General features: G+C 43.4%; 20 protein-coding genes. 12 read left to right on the plus strand and 8 right to left on the minus strand.

What is annotated here, in order from left to right:
• Positions 1–179: 179 nt before the first annotated feature.
• Both L2744_RS06365 and L2744_RS06370 read left to right on the plus strand, forming a co-directional pair.
• On the plus strand, positions 180–1196 hold the full coding sequence (locus L2744_RS06365) for a DUF3800 domain-containing protein (RefSeq protein WP_248991123.1): 1017 nt from the start codon (positions 180–182) through the stop codon (positions 1194–1196).
• 789 nt (positions 1197–1985) lie between these two features.
• The gene (locus tag L2744_RS06370; protein ID WP_248991124.1) at positions 1986–3176 is read left to right on the plus strand and encodes a class I SAM-dependent methyltransferase; all 1191 of its coding nucleotides are present in this window, start codon (positions 1986–1988) and stop codon (positions 3174–3176) included.
• A 34-nt stretch (positions 3177–3210) separates the two neighbouring features.
• Here the strand turns inward: L2744_RS06370 and L2744_RS06375 are convergent, their stop codons facing one another.
• Together L2744_RS06375 and ypfJ are read right to left on the minus strand one after the other, a co-directional pair.
• Positions 3211–3636, minus strand: a complete 426-nt coding sequence (locus L2744_RS06375) for an NUDIX hydrolase (RefSeq protein ID WP_248991125.1) — start codon at positions 3634–3636, stop codon at positions 3211–3213.
• 35 nt (positions 3637–3671) lie between these two features.
• Positions 3672–4550: a KPN_02809 family neutral zinc metallopeptidase gene (ypfJ, locus tag L2744_RS06380; protein ID WP_248991126.1), complete on the minus strand. Its 879-nt coding sequence runs from the start codon at positions 4548–4550 to the stop codon at positions 3672–3674.
• Positions 4551–4853: 303 nt separating this feature from the next.
• Here ypfJ and L2744_RS06385 point away from each other — a divergent pair, with 303 nt between their 5' ends.
• The 5 genes from L2744_RS06385 to L2744_RS06400 all read left to right on the plus strand — a co-directional run bounded on the left by L2744_RS06385 (position 4854) and on the right by L2744_RS06400 (position 10841).
• Positions 4854–6344, plus strand: coding sequence for a helicase HerA-like domain-containing protein (locus L2744_RS06385; protein WP_248991127.1), 1491 nt, complete (start codon positions 4854–4856; stop codon positions 6342–6344).
• 314 nt (positions 6345–6658) lie between these two features.
• Positions 6659–6781: a hypothetical protein gene (locus L2744_RS21545; protein ID WP_011787946.1), complete on the plus strand. Its 123-nt coding sequence runs from the start codon at positions 6659–6661 to the stop codon at positions 6779–6781.
• Positions 6782–7287: 506 nt separating this feature from the next.
• Positions 7288–8244: a TAXI family TRAP transporter solute-binding subunit gene (locus L2744_RS06390; protein ID WP_248991128.1), complete on the plus strand. Its 957-nt coding sequence runs from the start codon at positions 7288–7290 to the stop codon at positions 8242–8244.
• A gap of 113 nt (positions 8245–8357) precedes the next feature.
• Entirely contained in the window at positions 8358–10391 is a 2034-nt protein-coding gene (locus L2744_RS06395) for a TRAP transporter permease (RefSeq protein ID WP_248991129.1), read from the plus strand.
• A gap of 45 nt (positions 10392–10436) precedes the next feature.
• Positions 10437–10841, plus strand: coding sequence for a DUF1850 domain-containing protein (locus L2744_RS06400; protein ID WP_248991130.1), 405 nt, complete (start codon positions 10437–10439; stop codon positions 10839–10841).
• Positions 10842–10926: 85 nt separating this feature from the next.
• Here L2744_RS06400 and L2744_RS06405 read toward each other — a convergent pair whose 3' ends face one another.
• Positions 10927–11646, minus strand: coding sequence for a FadR/GntR family transcriptional regulator (locus L2744_RS06405; RefSeq protein ID WP_248991131.1), 720 nt, complete (start codon positions 11644–11646; stop codon positions 10927–10929).
• Positions 11647–11924: 278 nt separating this feature from the next.
• On the opposite strand from L2744_RS06405, the gene L2744_RS06410 reads away from it, so the two are divergent.
• Complete coding sequence (locus tag L2744_RS06410) at positions 11925–13163, plus strand: OprD family outer membrane porin (protein ID WP_312018321.1); 1239 nt, start codon at positions 11925–11927, stop codon at positions 13161–13163.
• A 68-nt stretch (positions 13164–13231) separates the two neighbouring features.
• On the opposite strand, the gene L2744_RS06415 is transcribed toward L2744_RS06410, so the two are convergent.
• The gene (locus tag L2744_RS06415) at positions 13232–13546 is read right to left on the minus strand and encodes a hypothetical protein (RefSeq protein ID WP_248991133.1); all 315 of its coding nucleotides are present in this window, start codon (positions 13544–13546) and stop codon (positions 13232–13234) included.
• A 486-nt stretch (positions 13547–14032) separates the two neighbouring features.
• Here L2744_RS06415 and L2744_RS06420 point away from each other — a divergent pair, with 486 nt between their 5' ends.
• Both L2744_RS06420 and L2744_RS06425 read left to right on the plus strand, forming a co-directional pair.
• Complete coding sequence (locus tag L2744_RS06420; RefSeq protein WP_248991134.1) at positions 14033–15712, plus strand: FAD-binding protein; 1680 nt, start codon at positions 14033–14035, stop codon at positions 15710–15712.
• A 69-nt stretch (positions 15713–15781) separates the two neighbouring features.
• Positions 15782–16126 (plus strand): cytochrome c3 family protein, encoded by a 345-nt coding sequence (locus tag L2744_RS06425; RefSeq protein ID WP_248991135.1) that lies wholly within the window; start codon positions 15782–15784, stop codon positions 16124–16126.
• 121 nt (positions 16127–16247) lie between these two features.
• Here L2744_RS06425 and L2744_RS06430 read toward each other — a convergent pair whose 3' ends face one another.
• On the minus strand, positions 16248–17228 hold the full coding sequence (locus L2744_RS06430) for a diguanylate cyclase domain-containing protein (RefSeq protein WP_248991136.1): 981 nt from the start codon (positions 17226–17228) through the stop codon (positions 16248–16250).
• Positions 17229–17349: 121 nt separating this feature from the next.
• Complete coding sequence (locus tag L2744_RS06435) at positions 17350–17685, minus strand: FKBP-type peptidyl-prolyl cis-trans isomerase (protein ID WP_248991137.1); 336 nt, start codon at positions 17683–17685, stop codon at positions 17350–17352.
• A 239-nt stretch (positions 17686–17924) separates the two neighbouring features.
• On the opposite strand from L2744_RS06435, the gene trxC reads away from it, so the two are divergent.
• Complete coding sequence (trxC, locus tag L2744_RS06440) at positions 17925–18347, plus strand: thioredoxin TrxC (protein WP_248991138.1); 423 nt, start codon at positions 17925–17927, stop codon at positions 18345–18347.
• A gap of 80 nt (positions 18348–18427) precedes the next feature.
• Here trxC and L2744_RS06445 read toward each other — a convergent pair whose 3' ends face one another.
• Positions 18428–19828 (minus strand): DASS family sodium-coupled anion symporter, encoded by a 1401-nt coding sequence (locus L2744_RS06445; protein WP_248991139.1) that lies wholly within the window; start codon positions 19826–19828, stop codon positions 18428–18430.
• Between the two features lie 502 nt (positions 19829–20330).
• Between L2744_RS06445 and L2744_RS06450 the strand changes: the two genes are divergently transcribed.
• On the plus strand, positions 20331–21032 hold the full coding sequence (locus tag L2744_RS06450) for a pseudouridine synthase (protein ID WP_248991140.1): 702 nt from the start codon (positions 20331–20333) through the stop codon (positions 21030–21032).
• 31 nt (positions 21033–21063) lie between these two features.
• Here the strand turns inward: L2744_RS06450 and L2744_RS06455 are convergent, their stop codons facing one another.
• Positions 21064–22707, minus strand: coding sequence for a PepSY-associated TM helix domain-containing protein (locus L2744_RS06455; protein WP_248991141.1), 1644 nt, complete (start codon positions 22705–22707; stop codon positions 21064–21066).
• Positions 22708–22711: the final 4 nt, after the last annotated feature.

Raw genomic sequence — 22711 nt, forward strand, 5'->3', positions numbered from 1 at the left:
ACGATATCAAGTGATTACCCATCAAACTGTATAAAAAACCGCTACCGCAAAATAGCAGATTCCTATAGCATCATTTATACCAATTGACATGGATGTGGCAGCACCAAGTCCAACAAGCGATTTATGCCCTGCAAACAGCGCAGCACATAAATACTAAGACGTTATGTGTAAGGATAGGTATGAATTATCATTATTATCTTGATGAAAGTGGAAACTCTGGTGATCTCATTAATAAAAAATTAGATCTCAATTTTGGTAATCAGCCAATTTTCACTTTAGCTTGTGTCGGCCTACTTGATGTAGAAAAAACAAAAAGTGACATTAATGATATAAGAATTAAACATTCTATTTCCGATGTCGAATTAAAGTCATCAACACTATATTTTCAGTGCCCAGAACTATTCTCTGACATCTTTGCTTACTTAAATGACAAACAGTATCCAATACTAGTTGAGCTTGTTGATAAAAAATATTGCCTTGCAGCACATATTGTTAATTACTACATCATCCCTCTCATGGCTGATGAATCGAATGGGATGGCACAATTGATAAGAAATGGTATCGCTGACTACATAACACATCACTTACCCGATGAGTGTTTCTTGGCTTTTTTTTCAGCTTGCAACCAGCCATCCGAGACTAGCATCATAGCTGCCTTGGAGATAACACGAGACTTTTTTTCTCAAAAAGTACCTGAATTAGATTTTGCAGCATTAACGGTAAAATCGATAAATTTAACTATTGCTGACTATTTTGAAGCCAAAGAAGAATATGGCGAGACCGTTGCTATAGAGAAGTTTTCACCTATACCCGAGAAAACAAAAACTGGTCAGAAAATTAATATATTACCCCATGTACATTCAGTTTTTAATATTCTAGCTAGACTAAATCAACTTCACAACAAGAATATGAACGAAGTAAATCTCCATCATGATTTACAAAATGAATTCGAAAGCATAATTTTATACTCTAAAAATATCATTGAACAAAAAACAACACCTTACAATGGCCCTCCAGTATTTAACTCTGATTATGATTTAACAAAAAAGGCAAATTTAGACTTTTTAGATTCCAAGTCGCATGTGGGCATACAAATCGCTGATCTTATAGCTGGCTTTATGAGCAGATATATAAATGGCTGGTTATATAAAATTCAGAAATCCCAAGCATATATCATGAATCATTTTCTAGAATAGTCTCAAACTATAACAATATTCGCTCCCAAGGAGTAAACTTCGTAATTCCACAATCTAAACAACAAATCATTTTCAGAAAACATAATCTATAGATCTAAAACACACAACATGGTGAAACAGGACATCCACAACTCTTTAATGCTTTAACTGACCAACAGACAACTCAACAATCAAAGGAATACGCTATCCCCTCGGAGTTGCCGCAGGGCATTTGCGTTCTTTGCGTGATCGAGGCATGGTCGTTCTCGTGCATCCATGCACTTCACGACATTCAGGCATCCTGCCTATCAGATGCCGAGATAGCGTCAGTCGAATCAGGGACGAGCGTCTGACGCGATAGCATAAGTGCGCTAATTGCCCAAGGGGCTTTCAACTCCGTTAGGGGCGTCTTGGCTGATTGTTTATAAATAGGAAGGAGGATAGGACGAACAGTCCTCCTTGGTCGACTTTTGATTAAAACATCAGGGGGTGAAGCCCCACGACGTTGACTTTGATTAAATAATTCAAACAAGAGTTGGGACTAAATTCCGCTTGCCACAAACCTGCACGAGATTACGAATTTCAACTTGTGGATCAATCTAGGTGGAGCCGATCATCAACTATCAAGCCATACAATGAATTGAGCCTGTAACAGGAGTAGCAGTGCTTAATCACAGCGACCTTCAACAGATAGATCAGCAGCGGAGCTCTGCCCCAAATCCCCTTCTTGATGAGAATAACTTTAGGTAGCGCCTGATCGCGGTTAGAATACTCACCCTGTTTTTCTTGGTTACTTTTTCGGAAACAATAATGTCCCATTCAGCGCTTAATTCTTTTGATGATTTTTACCAGCTTTTGGCTGACAGCTTGGCGAAGAATAGTCTGATCAAACTATTATTGAGTAAGTACCGAGGGGCAGATAAAAGCCTGCAGCGCATCACGATTCGGCCGATCAGTTTGCAAAATGAACCTGTGCTGTCGTTTGTGTATCAGCATCAGACGAATCACATCACTAAAAACCTGAGTTATGACGAAGGCTTAGCCAGCATAAAACTGTTACTCGGTAGCGAGTTTAAGAGTGCCCACTTAGCCACGGCGCAGGCAGAAGTCCAGCTTGAGATCAGCAAAAAAGGCAAAGTCCAAATCAGTACACATAATGTTAAACAAACCGTCGCGGCGCCGTTAGAACATGACCGTGAGAAAAAGCGTTTTGTGGATATCGAACGCCCCTTTCTTACCAAGCTAGGTGTGACTGACAGCCAGCATAATCTTATCCCTGCGATGTCGCGTAAATGGAAGCAAATCAATAAATTTATTGAGGTTTTTAGCCAAGCGCTCGAAGCCTCACCCCACAAGAATGACCAACCGATCAATGTGGTCGATTTTGGTTCAGGTAAAGGCTATCTCACCTTTGCAATCCATGATTACCTTCGCCATAGCCTTCACAATGATGCGCAGGTGACTGGGGTGGAATTACGCCAAGCCTTGGCCGATTTATGTAATGAAACGGCGGCAACGCTCGATCATCAAGGCTTGTCGTTTGTCTGCGGCGATGTGAGAACCCATGCGCCTAAGCAAACCGATGTGATGATCGCCCTGCACGCCTGCGATATCGCTACTGACTATGCGATTCATTATGGTATTCGCGCCAATGCCGACATCATCATGTGTTCGCCCTGCTGCCATAAACAAATTCGCCCGCAGATGCACAGCCCCGAATTGTTTAAACCTATGCTGCAATATGGGGTGCACATGGGCCAACAGGCTGAAATGGTGACGGATTCATTACGTGCGCTATTTTTGGAAGCCAACGGTTATGCGACTAAGGTGTTTGAATTTATCAGCCTAGAACATACCAATAAAAATAAGATGATTTTGGCCGTTAAAAAGCCACAACATAATCAGAAAGACAGCGCCGCAATCCTTGCGCAAATTGCTGACATTAAAGCCTATTACGGCATCAAGGAACATTGCTTAGAAACCTTACTGGCGCAAACCTAAGCCGATTAGCGGCCTGCGGTTTACTGGCAAAGCATTAAAACTTTGCACTCATGACAACTCCGTTGAAATTGAGGCAATCTTTAATTCTTTGCTGCTGAACTGCGCTGAGGGTGTCTATATCATGAAAGGCAAACGCTGAGTGTTCGTGACTCAATTGGATCGGCAGTGGCTCGGCCTCAATCATATTAGGCAGTTGCAATTCACAGCGAAAGATAAAAGCTTGGGATTGATAGGCGCCGTGGTAATAGACGCCGCTCAAATAGTTAACGACAACCTGCAAACCCAGCTCTTCTTGGCACTCTCGAATTAAAGCCTCATGTATCGTTTCATTAGGCTCAAGCGCACCGCCGGGTAAACCCCAAGCAAAGTTACCGTAATTGGCCTTAAGCAACAGCACTTGCCCCTGCTCATTGGTAATGACAGCATGACTACTCAGCCTAAAGGTATCGTTAAAAGCCACTAAAAATCCTTATACTTTACACATTACCTTTAATATCAGTCAGCTGCAAAGGTGTTGCAGCGGGCAATATTGCCCGAGTTAAATCCAGCCTTAAACCATTTCACCCGCTGCGCTGAACTACCGTGGGTAAAAGCATCTGGCTGCACGGCGCGACCCGCCATTTTTTGTAGACGATCGTCACCCACAGCACTCGCGGCGGCGATACCTTCTTCTAAATCACCCGCCTCGAGCAAATTCAGTTGTTCATTCACGTAATGGCCCCAAATACCCGCATAGCAATCCGCCTGCAACTCAAGTGCAACGCTCAATTGATTAGCCTCTACCTTACCGCTTGCCTGCTGTGCTTGACGCACTTGAGTACTGGTACCCAGTAGGTTTTGCACATGATGCCCGACTTCATGGGCAATCACATAGGCAAAAGCAAAGTCACCTGGTGCGCCTAAGGTTTTAAGTTCATCTAGAAAACTAAGATCGATATAGATTTTGCTATCGGCTGGACAGTAAAAAGGCCCAGACTGAGCCTGCCCCATACCGCAGCCAGTGGAGGTCATATTGCGATAAAGCACTAGCTTTGGTTCTTGATATTTCCCCTTAAGCTGTTGACTCCAAACCGTTTCAGTCGTTCCCAAAATGGCTGCCACAAACTGGGCATTCTCATCTTGTGCTGCAGATGTTAGCGCCAATTGTGATTCGCTAAGGTTAGCTTGAGTACTAGGGTCAAATGACAACCCACCACTAAAATACTGGAAGGCCAAATAAATCCCCCCGATGAGTAACACTACTCGACCAATTTTGGTTTTCAGTAAAAAGGGCAATAATCGCAGCAGCAAAGCGCTCGGCACACTCGCAGATGCCATTTGCTGGCCGCGTCGATCCTCGATATTGGAGCTTTTTTCGGTATTACGCCAACGCATAGCATTCCTTCACTCATACTGTTTATGGGTCTAACTAAAACGATTGTGGTCGTGGCAAGGCTTTAGTATCAGAAGCCGCACAAACCAAGACTTAAAAGCTAACCCAACTTACTCTTTTCATCGAAAAACACCATCATAATACCAATGAGAAATGCAGTATTAGGACGTGTTGACAGAAATTGCGCTAGGGCCAACACTGAACGGTGGATTTTTATACTCAATAAATGGCAATACTAGAGTGGGTTACATCAGTTTTACATCATCACTCCAATGGCACCATTTCAGCGAAGATAAGGAATGACCTTGAATACTCTACTCCTTGGTAAAGGTGAACAACAGGTTCACTTAAATCTTAAGTATGCTAATCGTCACGGGCTCATTGCTGGCGCCACTGGTACGGGAAAGACAGTGTCATTGATGAGCATCGCCGAAGGCTTTTCGCGTCAAGGAGTGCCAGTATTTATCACGGATGTTAAAGGTGATATTTCTGGCCTTGCCATAGCAGGAACGTCTAACGAAAAATTGTTACAAAGGGCGGCTCAAATTGGTATTGAGGATTACCAAATTGAAGCCAACCCCGTCGTATTTTGGGATTTAGCGGGTGAACAAGGGCATCCACTACGCACCACTGTAAGCGAAATGGGACCGACCTTACTCAGCCGGATTTTAGAACTGAATGACACCCAAAGCGGCATTTTGGATATCGTCTTCCAACTGGCGGATGATCAAGGATTACTGCTGCTCGATTTAGATGATCTGCGTGCCATGCTGGCACTGGTTGCTGATGAGCGCAAAGAAATCTCGGTTAAATATGGCCTGATCAGTGCCCAATCCCTAGCGGCGATTCAACGTTCAGTATTGGGGTTGGAACGTGATGGCGGCAAAAACTTTTTCGGCGAACCCGCACTGCAACTCGAAGATCTCATGCGTACCAATTTACAGGGCCGCGGCATCATCAATTTGTTAGCTGCCAATAAACTCATTTTAACGCCCCGTTTATATTCAAGTTTTCTATTATGGCTACTCTCGGAGTTATTTGAAAACCTACCAGAAGTTGGCGATCTCGATAAACCTAAACTGGTATTTTTTATTGATGAAGCACATTTGCTCTTCGAGGGCTGCCCTCCAAGTCTATTAAAGCGTATCGAGCAGATCATGCGCCTTATTCGTTCAAAGGGAGTAGGCGTTTATTTCTGCTCACAATTCCCTGATGATGTTCCCAATGAAATCCTTGGTCAATTAGGCAACCGTATTCAACATGCGCTGCGGGCATATACACCAAGGGATCAAAAAGCAGTCAAAACCGCCGCTGAAACTTTTGTCCCTAACCCTAAACTCGTCGTCACTGAGGTCATATCCCAACTCGCCGTCGGTGAAGCCTTAGTTTCAATGCTGGCCGATAAGGGCGTGCCCACTATGGTAGAGCGCGCCTTAATTGCACCGCCCCGTTGTCGCATGGGGCCAGCAACGACTGAAGAACTAAAACAAATCCGCGCGCAGAGTCCAATTGGCGGTAAATACGATACCTTAATCAACCGTGAATCAGCCTACGAATTGCTCCACCAAAGACGAACAGCAAGCATAACCTCCAATACCGCGTCGACAAGTGAAACCACACCCAATCATCAGGCCGACGAGCAAGGTTGGTTGAGCGAGCTTATTTTTGGCAATAAACGCCGACAAGGTTTGGCACAGACCCTTTCTAAGCAGGCGGCGCGTACCGTTGGCAACCAATTGGGGAAACAAATTTTGCGAGGAATACTCGGTGGGATATTAGGAAAATCCAACCGTTAATTTGGTTCCATGAGAATACAGTGCCACCGTTCGCATATTTTATAGACAAATTAACACTACCATTAGCGCTAATTATTCTAAGTATAGGGTGGATCCAGCTGTGGATTTCGGTGATAAGATTATTTTGCGAGTACAGCTCAAAGAGGCAAACAAATTCAACTAAATTATCAATGATTTTAAATGATTGTGATTTAAAAATGTTGTAATTCGAGATTTAACGTTTCGCTTTAATCAGGACATCATGGAATAGGTTCAATGTGTATGGCTTACATGATTAGCCTGATGAACAACCACAAAAGTACATGGAGTTAGATATGAGTAAAGAGCAAAAAAATCGCAAAGAGTCCAAGAAGCAGCCGTTAATGTCTGCAAAAGAAAAAAGAGCAGCAAAACACGCTAAAAATGCTTCTAAAGGCTTCTTAGATAACACTAAATAGTGTTACACCTTTTAAGGTGTGTCTTAAATATCTACATAAGGGTTAACTTAGGTTAGCCCTTTTTATTAGTATTATTCTTCGCATTTTTTGAGTGCAACAAAAATACATTAACACTTTGTTTTTAAATAAATAAACACCAAAAAATACTCTTTTTTGTAAAAGTCACCTAGACTAAAGCAAAATCTACATTGCCTTGACTCTTTGCTAAGGTGTAACACAGTTCCTCCTATGGGCGTAGCAACCCTAGCCAGGGTATGCATTGAACTCATTTAATTTCATCATTCATAATTTAACGCAATTAATCATAACCACTTAATTTCAACAATTTGCTATCCGAATTAGAATGTTAGAAGTATACAAAAGCAAAAGGTTACAAGGCATAAACTGCTTAAAACGCCTGTATTTTGAGCAGATTTGGGTATATAAGTAATAGTACTAAAATAAATAACCATAACGTCGATTTTGATAAATCTAGATAACACAATAAAAAATAAGGATATTTCCACATGAAAATCAACAAACGTTTTATCGCCGTCGGTGCGGCACTCACACTCTCTCTCAGCGCTGTCACTATGGCCGCAGCCCCTGCATTTATCAACATACTCACGGGTGGAACCAGTGGTGTTTACTATCCGATTGGTGTCGCTTTATCACAACTTTACGGCGCCGGAATCGATGGGTCTAAAACCTCGGTTCAAGCAACTAAAGCCTCGGTAGAGAACCTTAATCTACTGCAAGCGGGTCGCGGTGAATTAGCATTCGCACTAGGTGACTCGGTATCAGCGGCCTACCAAGGTGATGTTGATGCGGGCTTTAACAAGCCGTTAGATAAAATTAGAGTGATTGCTGCCGCTTACCCTAATTACATCCAGATCGTTGCCAATAAAGAATCGGGTATTAAAACCTTAGCCGATTTAAAGGGTAAACGTATCTCCGTTGGAGCTCCTAAATCAGGCACAGAACTCAATGCCAGATCCATTTTTAAGGCGGCGGGGTTAAGTTACAAAGATATGGGTAAAGTCGAGTTTTTACCCTATGCAGAATCCGTTGAACTGATCAAAAACCGTCAATTAGATGCGACGCTACAATCCTCCGGGTTAGGTATGGCGGCAATCCGCGATCTTGCTGCCACTATGCCCATCAACTTTGTCGAAATTCCTGAGGATGTGGTACTCAAAATTAATAATCCCGCCTATCAACATGGTGTCATTCCAGCCTCAACCTATGAAGGTCAAACTACGGATGTTTCTACCGTCGCTATCGAGAATTTACTGGTGACTCATAATGGTGTGTCGGATGATTTAGCCTATCAAATGACCAAAATCATGTTTACTAATCTTGAGCGCCTCGGCATAGCACACTCAGCAGCCAAAACTATCAGCCTAGAAAACGCGACGAAAAACCTACCTATTCCGCTACATCCTGGTGCTGAACGTTATTACAAAGAAGTGGGCGCACTTTAAGCTTTTTATCTTGAATTGTGCGACCTATTTAAAAATACACACTTGAGATATTAACTAAATCAATATCTCAAGTGGTGTACTACCCTCTGTAGTCTAATGCTGTGAGGCATAATATGAGCGATCCACAACAAGGTCTGGGCGCCAACACTGGCGACTGGCCCAAGGCACTGTTTTATACAGCCCTCATTTTCTCCATTTTTCAGATTATTACCGCCGCATTCCACCCTGTATCGACGCAAGTGCTGCGCGCAACCCATGTGGGCTTTTTGTTGCTGGTGGTTTTTTTAAGTTATCCCGCCGTTGGTCAATCCCGTCCATGGCAACCCTTAGCTTGGTTACTCGGCATAGCAGGAATGGCAACCGCCGCCTATCAATGGTTTTTTGAAGCAGATTTGATCCAACGCTCTGGCGAATTGACTGATGCGGATATGGTGATAGGGATTATTCTGATTGTATTAGTATTTGAAGCCGCTAGACGGGTAATGGGCTGGGCACTCCCTATTATTTGTTGCCTCTTTTTGGCCTACGGTTTATTTGGTCAATATCTTCCGGGTGAATTAATGCACCGAGGCTATGGGGTTGACCAGATAATCAATCAGTTATCCTTTGGAACTGAAGGATTATATGGCACGCCAACCTACGTGTCAGCGACCTATATTTTTCTATTTATTCTGTTTGGTGCCTTCTTAGAGCAGGCGGGGATGATCCGGCTATTTACCGATTTTGCCATGGGATTATTCGGCCACAAACTGGGTGGCCCGGCAAAAGTAGCGGTGGTGTCATCAGCCATGATGGGCACCATTACTGGCTCAGGCGTTGCTAACGTGGTGACTACAGGACAATTTACCATTCCCCTGATGAAACGCTTCGGTTATCGTCCCGCATTTGCAGGGGGGGTTGAAGCGACCTCGAGTATGGGTAGTCAAATTATGCCACCAATTATGGGCGCGGTGGCCTTTATTATGGCCGAAACAATTAACGTCCCCTTTATTGAAATTGCTAAAGCGGCACTGGTTCCTGCATTACTGTATTTCTGCTCCGTATTCTGGATGGTGCACTTAGAAGCCAAACGCACCAATCTTTCGGGCCTACCTAAAGATCAGTGCCCCGATCCTTGGGCGGCAATAAAAGCACGTTGGTATCTACTTATCCCATTGTTTATTTTGATTTACTTGCTATTTTCAGGCAGAACGCCTCTATTTTCCGGCATGGTCGGTTTAGCGCTCACCTCGATAGTGATTTTAGGCTCTGCAATCGTTTTAAGGTTGCCCTCAACGCCAATGCGTTTTGCATTTTGGATAGCCTTAGGAGTGCTCTGCGCAGGTTTCTTCCAACTCGGTATTGCCGTTGTATTTGCGGTTATCGCCCTATTAGTTGTTGTATGTTGGTTTATTAAAGGCGGTAAAGATACGCTCATTATCTGCCTGCATGCATTGGTTGAGGGTGCGCGTCATGCGGTGCCTGTAGGTATAGCCTGTGCCCTAGTGGGCGTGATTATCGGTATAGTGTCACTCACTGGGATAGCTTCCACTTTTGCGAGCTATATCTTGGCGGTGGGACAAGACAATCTCTTCCTATCGCTAGTGTTAACTATGCTCACCTGCCTAATACTTGGCATGGGGATCCCCACAATCCCCAACTACATTATTACCAGTTCAATTGCCGCGCCTGCGTTACTCGATTTAGGCGTGCCGCTGGTAGTGTCCCATATGTTTGTGTTCTATTTCGGCATTATGGCAGATCTAACGCCACCGGTAGCTTTAGCTTGCTTTGCCGCTGCACCAATTGCCAAGGAATCAGGACTTAAGATCAGCCTATGGGCAATTCGTATCGCGATTGCAGGCTTTGTGATCCCTTTTATGGCGGTATACGATCCCGCCTTAATGTTACAAAGCGATAGCTGGTTAGCCACAGGATTTGTGGTGCTTAAAGCAACGGTGGCGATTGGAATTTGGGGCGTCATATTTACAGGCTTCCTATTGCAAAAACTCTATTGGTGGGAACGTGTTATCGGCTTCCTTGCTGGTGCAAGCTTAATTCTTGCCACCCCATTGAGTGATGAAATTGGCTTTGGCCTCGCACTGTTGTTTATCCTACAACACAGCTGGCGCGCTCGAAAACTGAAACGGCTTGCGGAGCAAGGATAAGCCCGTGGGATCACCAAAAACTAAGGATACTAAGAGGAGAAATAGATGCTAGGCCTATGCTTGGGCCTAGCAGGCACACTGTGGGCACAAGTGCCCACAGACCATTTCACCTTGGCATGGAACCACAGCATAGAAAAAATCCGTTGGGAGGAAGATTATCGCGTCACCCCTAAGGGATTAGTCTTAGTAGAAGCCAGAGTAAAAGGTACAGGTGCAGGGATGGAAATTCCCGATGATGCTTATCTTGTGGATGGCAGTTGGCATTATCATCCAACATTACCCATTTTGCCGACATTAAGATTAGGGAGAACCCCCGAAGCAGGCGACTACGACATTTGTTTAGCAGGAAAAACAAAAGAGAGCCAATGCCAAGCCATGAGCCACTGGATTGGCGCACCGACTAAGGAACAAGCGGCTGTTGAGCTATGGAGTTGTGGATCTTTGCCCTAGACATCAAGATAAAATACCCATCAATACAGACAGGTATTTCATCATTTTTCTCATCTAGAGTGGTTTTAATGGCGGTTAGATAAAGCTAGGCTTGCTTATCTTTATATTTACGCTCAATTTCTCGAAGGCGTATATTAAAATCCTCTAGATGAGCCAGCATTTCAGCCTCTGCTTTGTCTTCATTTTTAGCTACAACCGCCTCAACAATCACACTGTGTAACCCTAAAGGGTGGATCTCATCTGTCGGTGGCTCATATTTCATGGTCTGATTACGTAATAAAATCAGTAAAGATTTAACAATTGCCTCTAAAAAGCGATTACCCGACATTTCGGCTAATAAATAATGCACCTGTGAACGTAATATGACGGTATCAGGGTAAGCACTGGTATCATTTTCATGGCGGTCGGCTTCTTGCAAGATTTTAGCTTGCTCTGGTGTACAATTTTTAGCCGCCATCCTCGCCACTTGTGGCTCGATCAGCATACGCGCTTGGCATAACTCGGGTAATGAGAGTTTTCCCATCATAAACAAATCATGGCAGGCATCACTTAAACGCTCAAAGGTTAAGTGCTTAACGAACGCCCCGCCCGTAGCGCCTTGGCGAATTTCAACTAATCCACCTGCCTCCAAGCTCTTAATTGCTTCTCTAATCACAGTGCGACTAACTTGGAATAGCTCTATCAATTCACGCTCGGAAGGCAGTTTATCACCCGCTCTATATTCACCACCTAAAATAGCATTTTTTAGTTGTCGCCCAACTTCACTCGATGCTTTTATCTGCTTAATTGGTTTGAAGATATGCACTTGATTATCCCGAATATGCTTAGTGTTGCCATCCTAGCATAAAATCGTATTAACGCAGAAAAAGTACTCTCGCTTTCCCTATATTAGTGATTAAAAAACATTCATTTTTATTGATCTAAGTAACATCTGTGCGAATTTCGTAACTCGTTTCTCATATTCATTCTTACTTCGTTGTAGCTAATGGTTATACATCATACATTTCACATAAAGATATTAAAAATAATCTTTTACCTAGCCCAGATAATTCTGATCGAGGCTAACTTAATAATAAGGAAATGATGATGAACAAATCTTATTTATCTTTGCTGGTACTATCAGCATTAGCCGTTCCTGCTATCGCTGATATCAGCATTGACCAGATGTTTAGCCAAGGTACGTTAAAAGGGGAATTGCGCTTATTCGATTTTACCCGTGACTTTGATAATTCGACTAATACCAAACACGATACGTCATTTGGTGGCCTGTTTTATTACAATACTGCCAAAGTAAACGGTATTAGTTTTGGGACTAGCTTCGCATCCGCAAATCCCATTTGGACTAATGATTCTGATGATGTCTACGGCCTAGTTACACGCGATGCCGCTGGCAACCATGACAGCGTAAACCGTTTACAGGAGTATTTTGTCCAAGGTGAATGGTGGAATACAAAACTTAAACTAGGAGCCCAAGAACTGCGCACTCCTATGATGAATCCCCATGATATTCGCGCCATTCCACGCACTTTCCGTGGTTTTTCAGCAGAAAACAAGAGTGTTGATAATCTAACTTTATCAGCACTTTATATTACAGATTCCATGGGTTGGTCTGACAATAGTTTTGTATCCGTAAAAGACGCGGTACAAAGCGAGTTAGCAAGGGCTGGTGTTATCGCCGATGTAGCAGATAATCCAGTGTATGCCCTAGGAGCCAAGTATCAACTTCCCTTTGAAACCATTAAAACTGAAGTCGATCTCTGGCACTACCGCATGGAAGATGTTTTCAATCAAACCTATGCCAAAGTGAAGTTGTCCACTCAATTAGGTGCAACCAACGTTTATTTAACACCCTCCTATTTAACACAAGAAGCAACAGGAGATAAAACCGGTGGTTCACTTGATACTTATCAATATGGCTTCCATTTAGGGGCAAAATTTGCGGGAACGGATATCACCTACATTTATGCTAAAACCGGAGATGACACAGTACTCACCCCTTGGGGTGATGAGAAAGTAGTCATTCAGCAAGTAAACCAATCAGCAAGAGCCGATGAAGAAGTTAATGCCTTAAAAGTCGCCTATGACTTTGAAAAAGTTGGCATGACAGGATTAGAAGCCTACGCATTTTATGGTCAATATGATGTGCCAACGGGTACAGAAAAAGACTTTAACGAGACTAACTTTTCAATAACCTATAAGTTTTCTGGTGCATTATCAGGCCTGGGTCTTAGGGCGCGTTATGCCATGATCGATGTCGATCAAGGCGAGGACTATGATGATCTGCGTTTATATATCACTTATAAATTTGTTTTAGGTAAATAGTCACAAGTTCAACTCCCCTGCACCAAACTTAATGCGGGTGTATCAGCCTTGTTAGATACACCCGATTTTTACACCGCAAAATGCCCACCTCTAATGATAAGTTGCGGTGAATACTTTGACTTAAGGATTGAGATAAAAATGGGAAAAAAGAATTTATTACTTTTTCCAGCCGTTGCTATTTCCTGTTTCCTACTTAGCGGATGTGGAAATAACGATAATGCCGAAACACCACAACCACAATTAGTCCCTGTGAACACAGGAACACTGAATATATGCAGTGAAATAGCTTCCAATATAATTTCAAAAACACTGTAGTACTGACTCACAAATGATTGCTGGTAATGTTGTATTGAGGTGGCATTTTCAATCACATTAGAAGTCATCTCCTCCAAACATATCCCTCTAAGTTAAGGATAAAATTATTGCCACAATAAGCCTTTACACCTCCCTATCCTATTAAAATCCAAACCATTTTTTGCAAAAACTTGATAACAAAAAAGCATTTAATGACATCCATTTTATTTCGGTAGTAGGGTTTACAAAAATAGTATCTATCAAAAAACACATGTCATTATTTAATAAAGAAAATCCTATATTAGTTTGTTTTAAAAGAGAATAATTATATTCACAGCTCAAAACTCCAGCGTTTTGTGAAGCACTGCAAAGATGTAATGAATAACACTTTTGGTTTATGGTCATATGTCATACATTTAAACGTATGTTGTTAGCGGGTGAAAATTTAATCACTTTCACACAACTGCACTTCCAGTTTTTAAAGCAAATAAATCATATGCGGTTATGGCCAGATCCAGTGTCATTGCTAACGGTGTCATATCTACCTTAGCAATGAGGACCCAAGGAGTATCAAAATGAGTAAAGAGCATTCACAGAAACCGAAAGAAATTGATCAGTACACTGCTAGCGTCCTTCAAAATGGTATATCTCGAAGAAGTTTCCTAACTCGAGCTGCGGTGGGAAGTGGTGGCTTAGCCTTTGCGAGTCTTGGTATTGGTTCTGCTAGCGCTGCACCACTCCAAGTTGGCACTGAATATGGTGAGATTGGTGGTGCAACATTAAACTTCCTACCTAAACCAAAGCCTATTGCAGACAAAGACATTGCAACAACCCAAACCTTTGATGTTGTTGTAGTCGGTGCTGGAGCTTCTGGTGTGCCTGCGGCTCTATCAGCCAGAGAAAGTGGTGCAACCGTTGCTTGTTTGCAAAAGCAAGCCATTCCTGTCTCTCAAGGAAACACCGGTTCAGGGATTGACCTAAAAAACAGTGATAAATCAGCAGTTGAAGCTATGGTGAGCCGTCTGATGGCGGATAATGCTCACCGTTCCCATCCAGGTCTTCTTAGACAGTGGGCTTACAATTCAGGTGAGGCAGTCACTTGGGTTATCGACCGAATGAAGCAAGGTGGCGGCCAGATTATTGACCAAGGCACTAAAGTGCAGCACGGTATTCGTGGTATTGCAGATGAAGGCGACCGTTTGAATTTTGTCACTTCTTTTTGCGGCCCTAAACCCTACACCACAGGTGATGCTATCCGCGCATTAGCTAAAACAGCAGAAAAAGCAGGCGTTAAGTTCTTCTTTAATACTCCGGCACAACAATTAGTCCAAGATGAATCAGGAAAAGTCATTGGAGTAATAGCTCAGACTCGTGATGGTAAGTATCACAAATACATGGCTAAGAAAGGTGTCATTCTGTCCTCTGGTGACTATCAAAACAACAAAGCTATGTGTGACTTTTTTATTCCTGAACTGAGAAATTTTGAACGTAAACAAATGGATCGTACCGGTGATGGTTTTGCCATGGCCTATTGGGCGGGCGGTGTTATCGAACCCGTTGGCCACACCAAAATGTTGCACGACTTCGATGCAGGCCCTGCTTCCATGTGTGATATGCCATTCTTAGCGGTTAACCGCAAAGGTGAGCGCTTTGTGAATGAGAAGGTTGAGATGTCTCTGATGAACAACTACTTGAAAGATGAGCAGAATGCGGGTCATTACTCTCAGGTATTTGATTCAGACTATATGACGCAAGCGAAGGATTGGCCCGGTCACCTCTATTCTCCTGAAGAACTTAAAGTCTACATGCCTGAAGTTCCTGGTGAGAAAAAAGGGGTATTTCCATCTTTGATCAACACCCATTCCGCTAACACGTTAGAAGAATTGGCAGTAAAGCTGGAATGCGATCCAAAAACCTTTGTTGCCAGCGTTAACCGTTATAACGAGCTGTGCAAAAAAGGCAAAGATGAGGACTTCGGTAAACCTAGAAGCAAAATGGTACCAGTGCTCAAACCACCGTTTTACGGTATTCACCGTCGTATGCGTATTTCTACTTTATGTTCAGGAATTCTCGTTAACGAAAATCACCAAGTACTTGATGCTGATGGTAAGGAAATTCCAGGTTTATTCATTGTTGGTAACCTCGGAGCTGGTTTCTATGGTGGCGTTGACTACCCATTAACCGTATTTGGCTTGTCTTTAGGTCGCTGCTACACCTTCGGCTATTTAGCTGGCAAATATGTAGCAAAACTATAGAACACATAGTCATCAATAATGGATGCCTCACATTTTGGCATCCTGTGAAATGAATAATGGGATCAGACAATGAAAAACTTAACGATTATATTGGCTATTATTTTGGGTATTTTCGCTGGCAGCGCAATAGCTAAAGAGAGTGCTTTACTCGATCAAACTCATATGGCGAAAGGAGTGAAATGTGCCAGTTGCCATGGTGCCGAAGAGCGACAAGCGGTGCCAATGCTAAAATGTGTGCAATGCCACAATACTAAAAAGTTGGCGGAAAAAACGGCGGATGTAAAACCAACTAATCCCCATAAAAATAAACACTTCGACACTGAAACTGACTGCAGTAAATGCCACCATATACACAAAAAATCTGAAAACTATTGTGTCAGTTGTCATCAACCATTTAATTTTGTGACTCCATAAGCTGCTCACACCACGCTTAAAAAACTAAAATCAGAAAACCACCTTTAATGGTGGTTTTTTGTTCGAATAAAACACTGTACTCAAATTTAAATTAAGTAATAAAAAAGTAAACAAGCCAGTTTCATGATTCTGACGGCTGATAAAAGCAATAACCGTTTTTCCCTTGACGCTTCACTTGATACATTACCGCATCGGCACGCTCATAACTGTCAGTAAAACTATCGCCATCGTCGAAAATATCAATACCAATGCTAAGACCTATCTCCACTTCGAGCCCATCTAACAGGAAATTTTGTCGATACACATCAAGCAATGATTGAGCAAGTAGACGCAAAGAAGCCATCTCTGATGAAGGATGCAATATCACAAATTCGTCACCGCCAAATCTTGCTATCTGTGCGCTCTCGCCAGCATGCGATACCAGGGTATTGGCTACGTGTATCAGTAAGCAGTCGCCAAACTTATGCCCATGCCGATCATTCAATGCTTTAAACCCATCAAGATCGATAAACATTAATGCACCACGGGCACCAGACAGTAACAATTCATCAAAGGCTTTAGTAATAGCTTGGCGATTCCATAAGTTGGTTAATGGATCGCGATGGGCCAGTTGCGCCAAACCAATTTGATAACGTTTCTCTTGGGTGATATCGATATGACTCCCCATCATCCGCAGCGGTGTTCCATCAGCCAAGCGCTCAACAATACGCCCACGATCGGACACCCAAGTTATGCTGCCATCTTTGTGTAGCATTCTGTGTACCGCTTGATAGTAATCGGCTTTACCACTCACATGATCTTCAAAGGCTTTTATCACCCATTCTTTGTCTTCTGGGTGTAATTTACTTTTCCAGATATCAACATGGGCTGCCAACTCTTCAGGACTAAACCCGAGCATTTCGCCCCAGCGCATGTTAAATATGGTTAAATTTCCGCTTGGAATATGCTGTTCCCATAGACACAAGCCATTACCATCAAGCGCTGCAAACAGCTTTTCTTCGGCACGGCGATTCAATGCCGTTAATTTAGTATTTTCTTCTTTAAGCTGCGCAATTTCAGCCTCAAGCTGCCTGATTAACTGTGTTGCAGTATCCGAAGCCACGAGAATATTTTCCTTAATTAGGGCAATTCTATTCAGTTTAAAACACTCTTGGTAGAAGTCACATCTAAAGCGAGTTCAACAAATCACAGTAACATTTGCGCGCTTAGCGAATGTGATATCTTTAGTCGCGCGTTAGAACCTCTAGCAATTCAATTTCAAAAATGAGATTCGAGTGTGGCTTGATATGCGCCCCCACTTGACGCTCACCATAGGCAAGGTGGGCTGGTACTAACAACTTACGTTTTCCCCCAATCTTCATCCCCATAATGCCTTGATCCCAACCTTTAATAACGCGGCCAGTGCCTATCACACATTGAAATGCTTGCCCGCGATCATAGGATGAGTCGAATTGGGTGCCATCTTCTAAGAAACCACGGTATTGGGTGGTGATCAGTGCACCTTTTACTGCCTCTTTACCTTCGCCAACTTGCAGATCGATTACTTCTAATTCAGTCATTTTTCGCTCTCTTTTCTTTTCGCACTTAACAGATTGCACGATAGTTAACTCAGTACGGAATTTTATCACCGACGACCGAGCTTGTCGGCGCTATTGAAGCATTTCTGCTGCTCTACTCACTTCTATATCATCCTGCATCATAAGTGCGCTATGGGCGATAAAATCAACGCTCCCCTTTAAATACCCGCCCATTAGCCCAATATATAAAACATATAGACGTTTTATTTTGGAGCCTTGCCATGATCATTGCTTGCCCCCATTGCGATACGTTAAACCGCGTTCCCAATGAGCGTTTAAGCCAGCATCCCACTTGCGGTAAATGTAAGCTCAGTGTCTTTGCGGCAACGCCAATTGAACTCACTAGCGCAAACTTTGCCAACCATGCCAATAAATCTGAGTTACCCCTTGTGGTCGATTTTTGGGCCAGTTGGTGTGGACCCTGTAAAAGTTTTGCCCCCATATTTTCTGAGGCCGCTAAAACGTGGGAACCTCAATTTCGCTTCGGAAAAATTAATACTGAAGAGCAACAATCCCTCGCAGCCCAGTTTAGTATTCGCTCTATCCCAACGTTAATGATTTTCAAGCAGGGGCATATACTCGCCCAACAAGCAGGGGCTTTGCCAAAATCGGCTTTCGATCAATGGTTAACAAACTATCGCTAATATCAATAGAATATCGCATCCATAAAAATACCCAGCTAAACGCTGGGTATTTTATTTACACTGAAGACTCAAGAACGAAGTTATACGTCCCAGAAGGTATGAGCGATAATCCCTAATACAATCATGCTAATAAAGTTAATAATCATACCAACACGTACCATTTCCGATTGCTTAATATAGCCAGAACCATAAACGATAGCATTAGGCGGCGTCGCCACCGGCAACATAAAGGCACAGGAGGCAGCAATACCGATCAGCACAGATAACATCACTGGCGATACACCTAATGCCTCGGCAATCGCAGCAAATACAGGCACTAACAATGCGGCACTGGCAGTATTACTGGCAAACTCAGTCAACATCACCACAAAGGCGATTACCGCAAAGACAAATAGCGACATATGGGTACTGCCAAAAATATCCGTCATCCAGTGGGCTAAAAAGATACTCGTTCCAGTAGTTTTAAGCACCGCACTCAAGGTTAAACCACCACCAAAGAGAATTAACACCCCCCAATCTGTTGTCGATTCAATCTTCTTCCAGCCCACAAGGCCTAAACCTGAGAGCAGCACTACAGCACCTAGGGCAACAATCGTATCGAACTGGGTAATCCCTCCAAGTGCCTTTGCTAAAGGTACACTAAAAATCCAGCAACATACGGTCGCAAGGAAGATAAGAAGAGTGAATTTGCCTTGGAAAGTGAGCTTTTGATCTTCAACATTTAGATCGCATTTTACCGATAGATCTGGCTTAAAGTACCAGTACAAAGCAATCAACATCATAGGCAGCATCAGGATCACCGTTGGGATACCAAATTTTAGCCAATCGCTAAAACTCAAACCAACCTGAGCTGCTGCAATCGCATTAGGTGGGCTGCCAACCAGAGTACCAATCCCGCCGATGTTGGCCGAGTAGGCAATACCAAGCAGTAAGAATACGTAGGTATTGTGGTACTTTTCCCGATCTAACTGCTGCAAAATGCCTAAGGCTAGTGGCAACATCATCGCCGCAGTCGCAGTATTACTTATCCACATAGACAATAACGCTGTCACGCCAAATAGCATTAAACAAGCAATACTGAGTTTACCCTTTGAGGCCAGTAATAACTTTTGTGCTATCAGGGTATCAATCTTTTGGTGGTGCAGCGCGGCGGCGAGAACAAAGCCACCAAAGAATAAGTAAATGATGGGATTAGCAAAGTTACTCATCGCCTCATTAGTTTCAAATACTCCAAAAAACACGGCAAGAATAGGCACTAAAATCGCTGTAATACTGATATGAATGGCTTCTGTTAGCCAAAGAATGGCCGCAAATACCAGAATGGCCAGCCCAGTATTTACTCCTTGCTCGAAGGGTAAACCATAGTACAGTGCGAATAATAGGATAATATCAATCGCTAAAATCAGCATTTTCTGTTTATCTAGCCCAGCTGTTGCAGGTGCGTTATTGGGTGGAACTGTTGTTGATTGCTCTAAAGACATGGTTACAACCTTAATACCATTACATTTTGAAGCAAATTTAGGGCATAGATCACACATGGCAAAGCGCTTTATTTTGTACTTTTACTACCTATCCACAACAAATATTGTCGATGCAGCCCACAAAAACAGCCGATTAGCGATAAAAATCACCAAGTCTTGATCGGCAAACCTGTTTTTAATTTTCAAACGAATAAAGATCGCACAAAACCTTACCTAGTCTGTAATTGAATTAATGTTTAAAACTGTGATCTCGATCCAACTTCGTTATTTAGCAAAGTGATACACCAAGTTGTGGCAATCCTAAGGTTGATGTGGACCCTATGTGCCAGCGGTTCTGCCTATGTCAAACCATAAATACCAAAGCAGCCAAAGGCACACAGCGTCATTAAACCCAGATTCTCGGCGTTAATCACTATTCTGAGCAGTTGCTTATCCTCCCTAAGTCGCGATAATGCAGCTTACTTAAACGCCTGTGCTCACAGCTCGCCCGAGATCTTTCACTATGCGCCTCGATAAATTCCTCTGTAAAAGCACAGATCTGGATCGTGAAGCCGCCAATGCCGCCATCCTTAGCCACTCAGTCACAGTCAATGGTGCCACCGCGACAGACAGCGCGATGCAAGTTCATGAAAATAATGCCATCTGCCTTAATGGTCAGCGTCTATGTCCTCGCCCATCTCGCTATATTATGTTACACAAACCCACCGATACCTTGTGCTCAAATGTGGATGGTGCCTACCCTTCGTTATTTCATCTGTTCGATATTGAGCGCGCATGTGATCTGCATATCGTTGGCCGCTTAGATGCGGATACCACAGGCTTAGTGCTGCTCACTGACGATGGCCGCTGGTCGTTTAATATCATCTCACCCCAATATCAGTGCGAAAAAGTCTACCGCGTACAACTGCGAGATCCGCTCAGCAGCGAAGCGACTAAAGCCATAGCCGCAAAGTTTGCCGCTGGCATCCAATTGCAGGGAGAGACCGCCCTCACCCTGCCGGCAAAGCTGCTGCAAGTGAATGAAAAAGAAGTGTTACTCACACTCATAGAAGGAAAATTCCATCAAGTTAAAAGGATGTTTGCCGCCGTGGGCAATAGAGTGATTGCCCTGCACCGGGCACAGATTGGTGCGGTCACATTAGATGTGAGTGTTGGGAAATGGCGCGACTTAAGCCGCGCCGAAATCGACAGTTTTATCGGTTAACTTTAGGTTGAAGTTTGCCTGAGCCTTTTGCTTAAACCGGTACTTTTGGATCCGCAGCTGGCACTGCAGCATTAACATTCGATGTCTGTGACCGAATGGGCAATGCCCACACACTATCGTGAGGGCCATACAACGCACGTTGACGAGTTAATCGATAACCATAAAAGAACACGGCACTAAAGGCTAAAGCGATTAAATCAACCCCTAGGGTTGCCGTTGAATAAGGAGCCCACAGGCCAAGTTGTGGAAACACCAATGCCAACAACGAGGTTAATGGCATAGCCAATGTTGCCACAGCACAAAGCGGTAAAATAAGTAGCGCAGCCCGAGCGGCTCCCCGCCAAAAAGCGTAGGCCACTAAAAGCACAAATATCGAATAATAGGCGGATAAATAAACATAATTGATATTGCTGAAATAGGAATAAACCCATTTACCCAGCAACATGCTGACCGCGAGCGCAGCGACTGAACCCAGACAGACCCCAACGGTTGCACTTGCCATCAACCGACTCGCACGGGACTGCTCAGCGGCTTGCTTTTTGCGGCGCTTTTCAAGCCAGAGTAAATTGCCGCTATAAAACAGAAATGCCCCACTTAAGCCTAAAAAGAAATACACCCAACGGCCAAGATCGCCACCAAAGCTACCAAAATGTAATCCAAAAAATACTGCCACAGTCCGCGACCAAATTCCCCCTTCGCTCGGATCAAAAGTACTATTCGAAACCGTCAGGGTATAAGGATGCATGTATAGATAATCGGTCACAGGTCCGCGCATAAAACCATCGGGGTTGTATAAACCTAAGCGCAAGGTGGCACGGGGATTATCCAAGTTCATATAGGTCATTTCATTAACTTGGTAATCGGGAGCAAGTTCTTTGACCTTAGCTAACACAGTTTCAACACGCGGTAACTCGGTCAAAGAATAGAGTGTACGATCAGGCGCAGGTATCGCAAATAACGGTTTATCCCCATAGACAAGGTGTTTTAAACCATCATAAAGCTGATCGTGAAAAGCAAACACAATAACAGTTAAGCTGATCACCAGATGAAAAGGTAAGCTAGTAATACCTATCAGATTATGCGCATCGAGCCAAAAGCGGTTTTCTCCCTTATTCTTACGCAGCGCAAAGAATGTTTTAGTCAGGCTAGGCAATAGGAAGATCACCCCAGAGACTAAAGCCAAGAAATACAAAAACGCTGCAATACCCAGCACATACACACCCGCTTGATCATGACCCACTTCGCCCGCAATTCCCGCGGTACGATGTAATTGGTCAACAAGCTCAGCCAACTCGCTTGGGGTACTCAATTGGGTCAATAACTGCCCTTGTTCATCTAAACTAGCATGCCAAATCTGGTTACTCATACTTAGCTCACGTTCGGAGCCTTGCTGATACCAAGTCATAGGCGATTGATGTTCATCATGTAAACTCAGGCTAAACCCTGTCTTAGCCTTATCATCTTGGGCTAGCACCTGAGTGACTAAATCATCCAGTTTTTCAGCGGGAACCTGAGGTAAAGTCAATGATGGAGGCATAGACCAAGCCTCAATCGCGCCCTTAAACATAGTGAGTGCACCAGCGTAAAAACCGATAAACAGCACTATTCCCGCGATAATCCCTGTCCAAGTATGGATTGATTGATAAATCCGTAACACATCACTACGTACTTTCATCCTG

Source organism: Shewanella profunda (genome assembly GCF_023283765.1).
Taxonomy (GTDB): Bacteria; Pseudomonadota; Gammaproteobacteria; order Enterobacterales; family Shewanellaceae; genus Shewanella; species Shewanella profunda.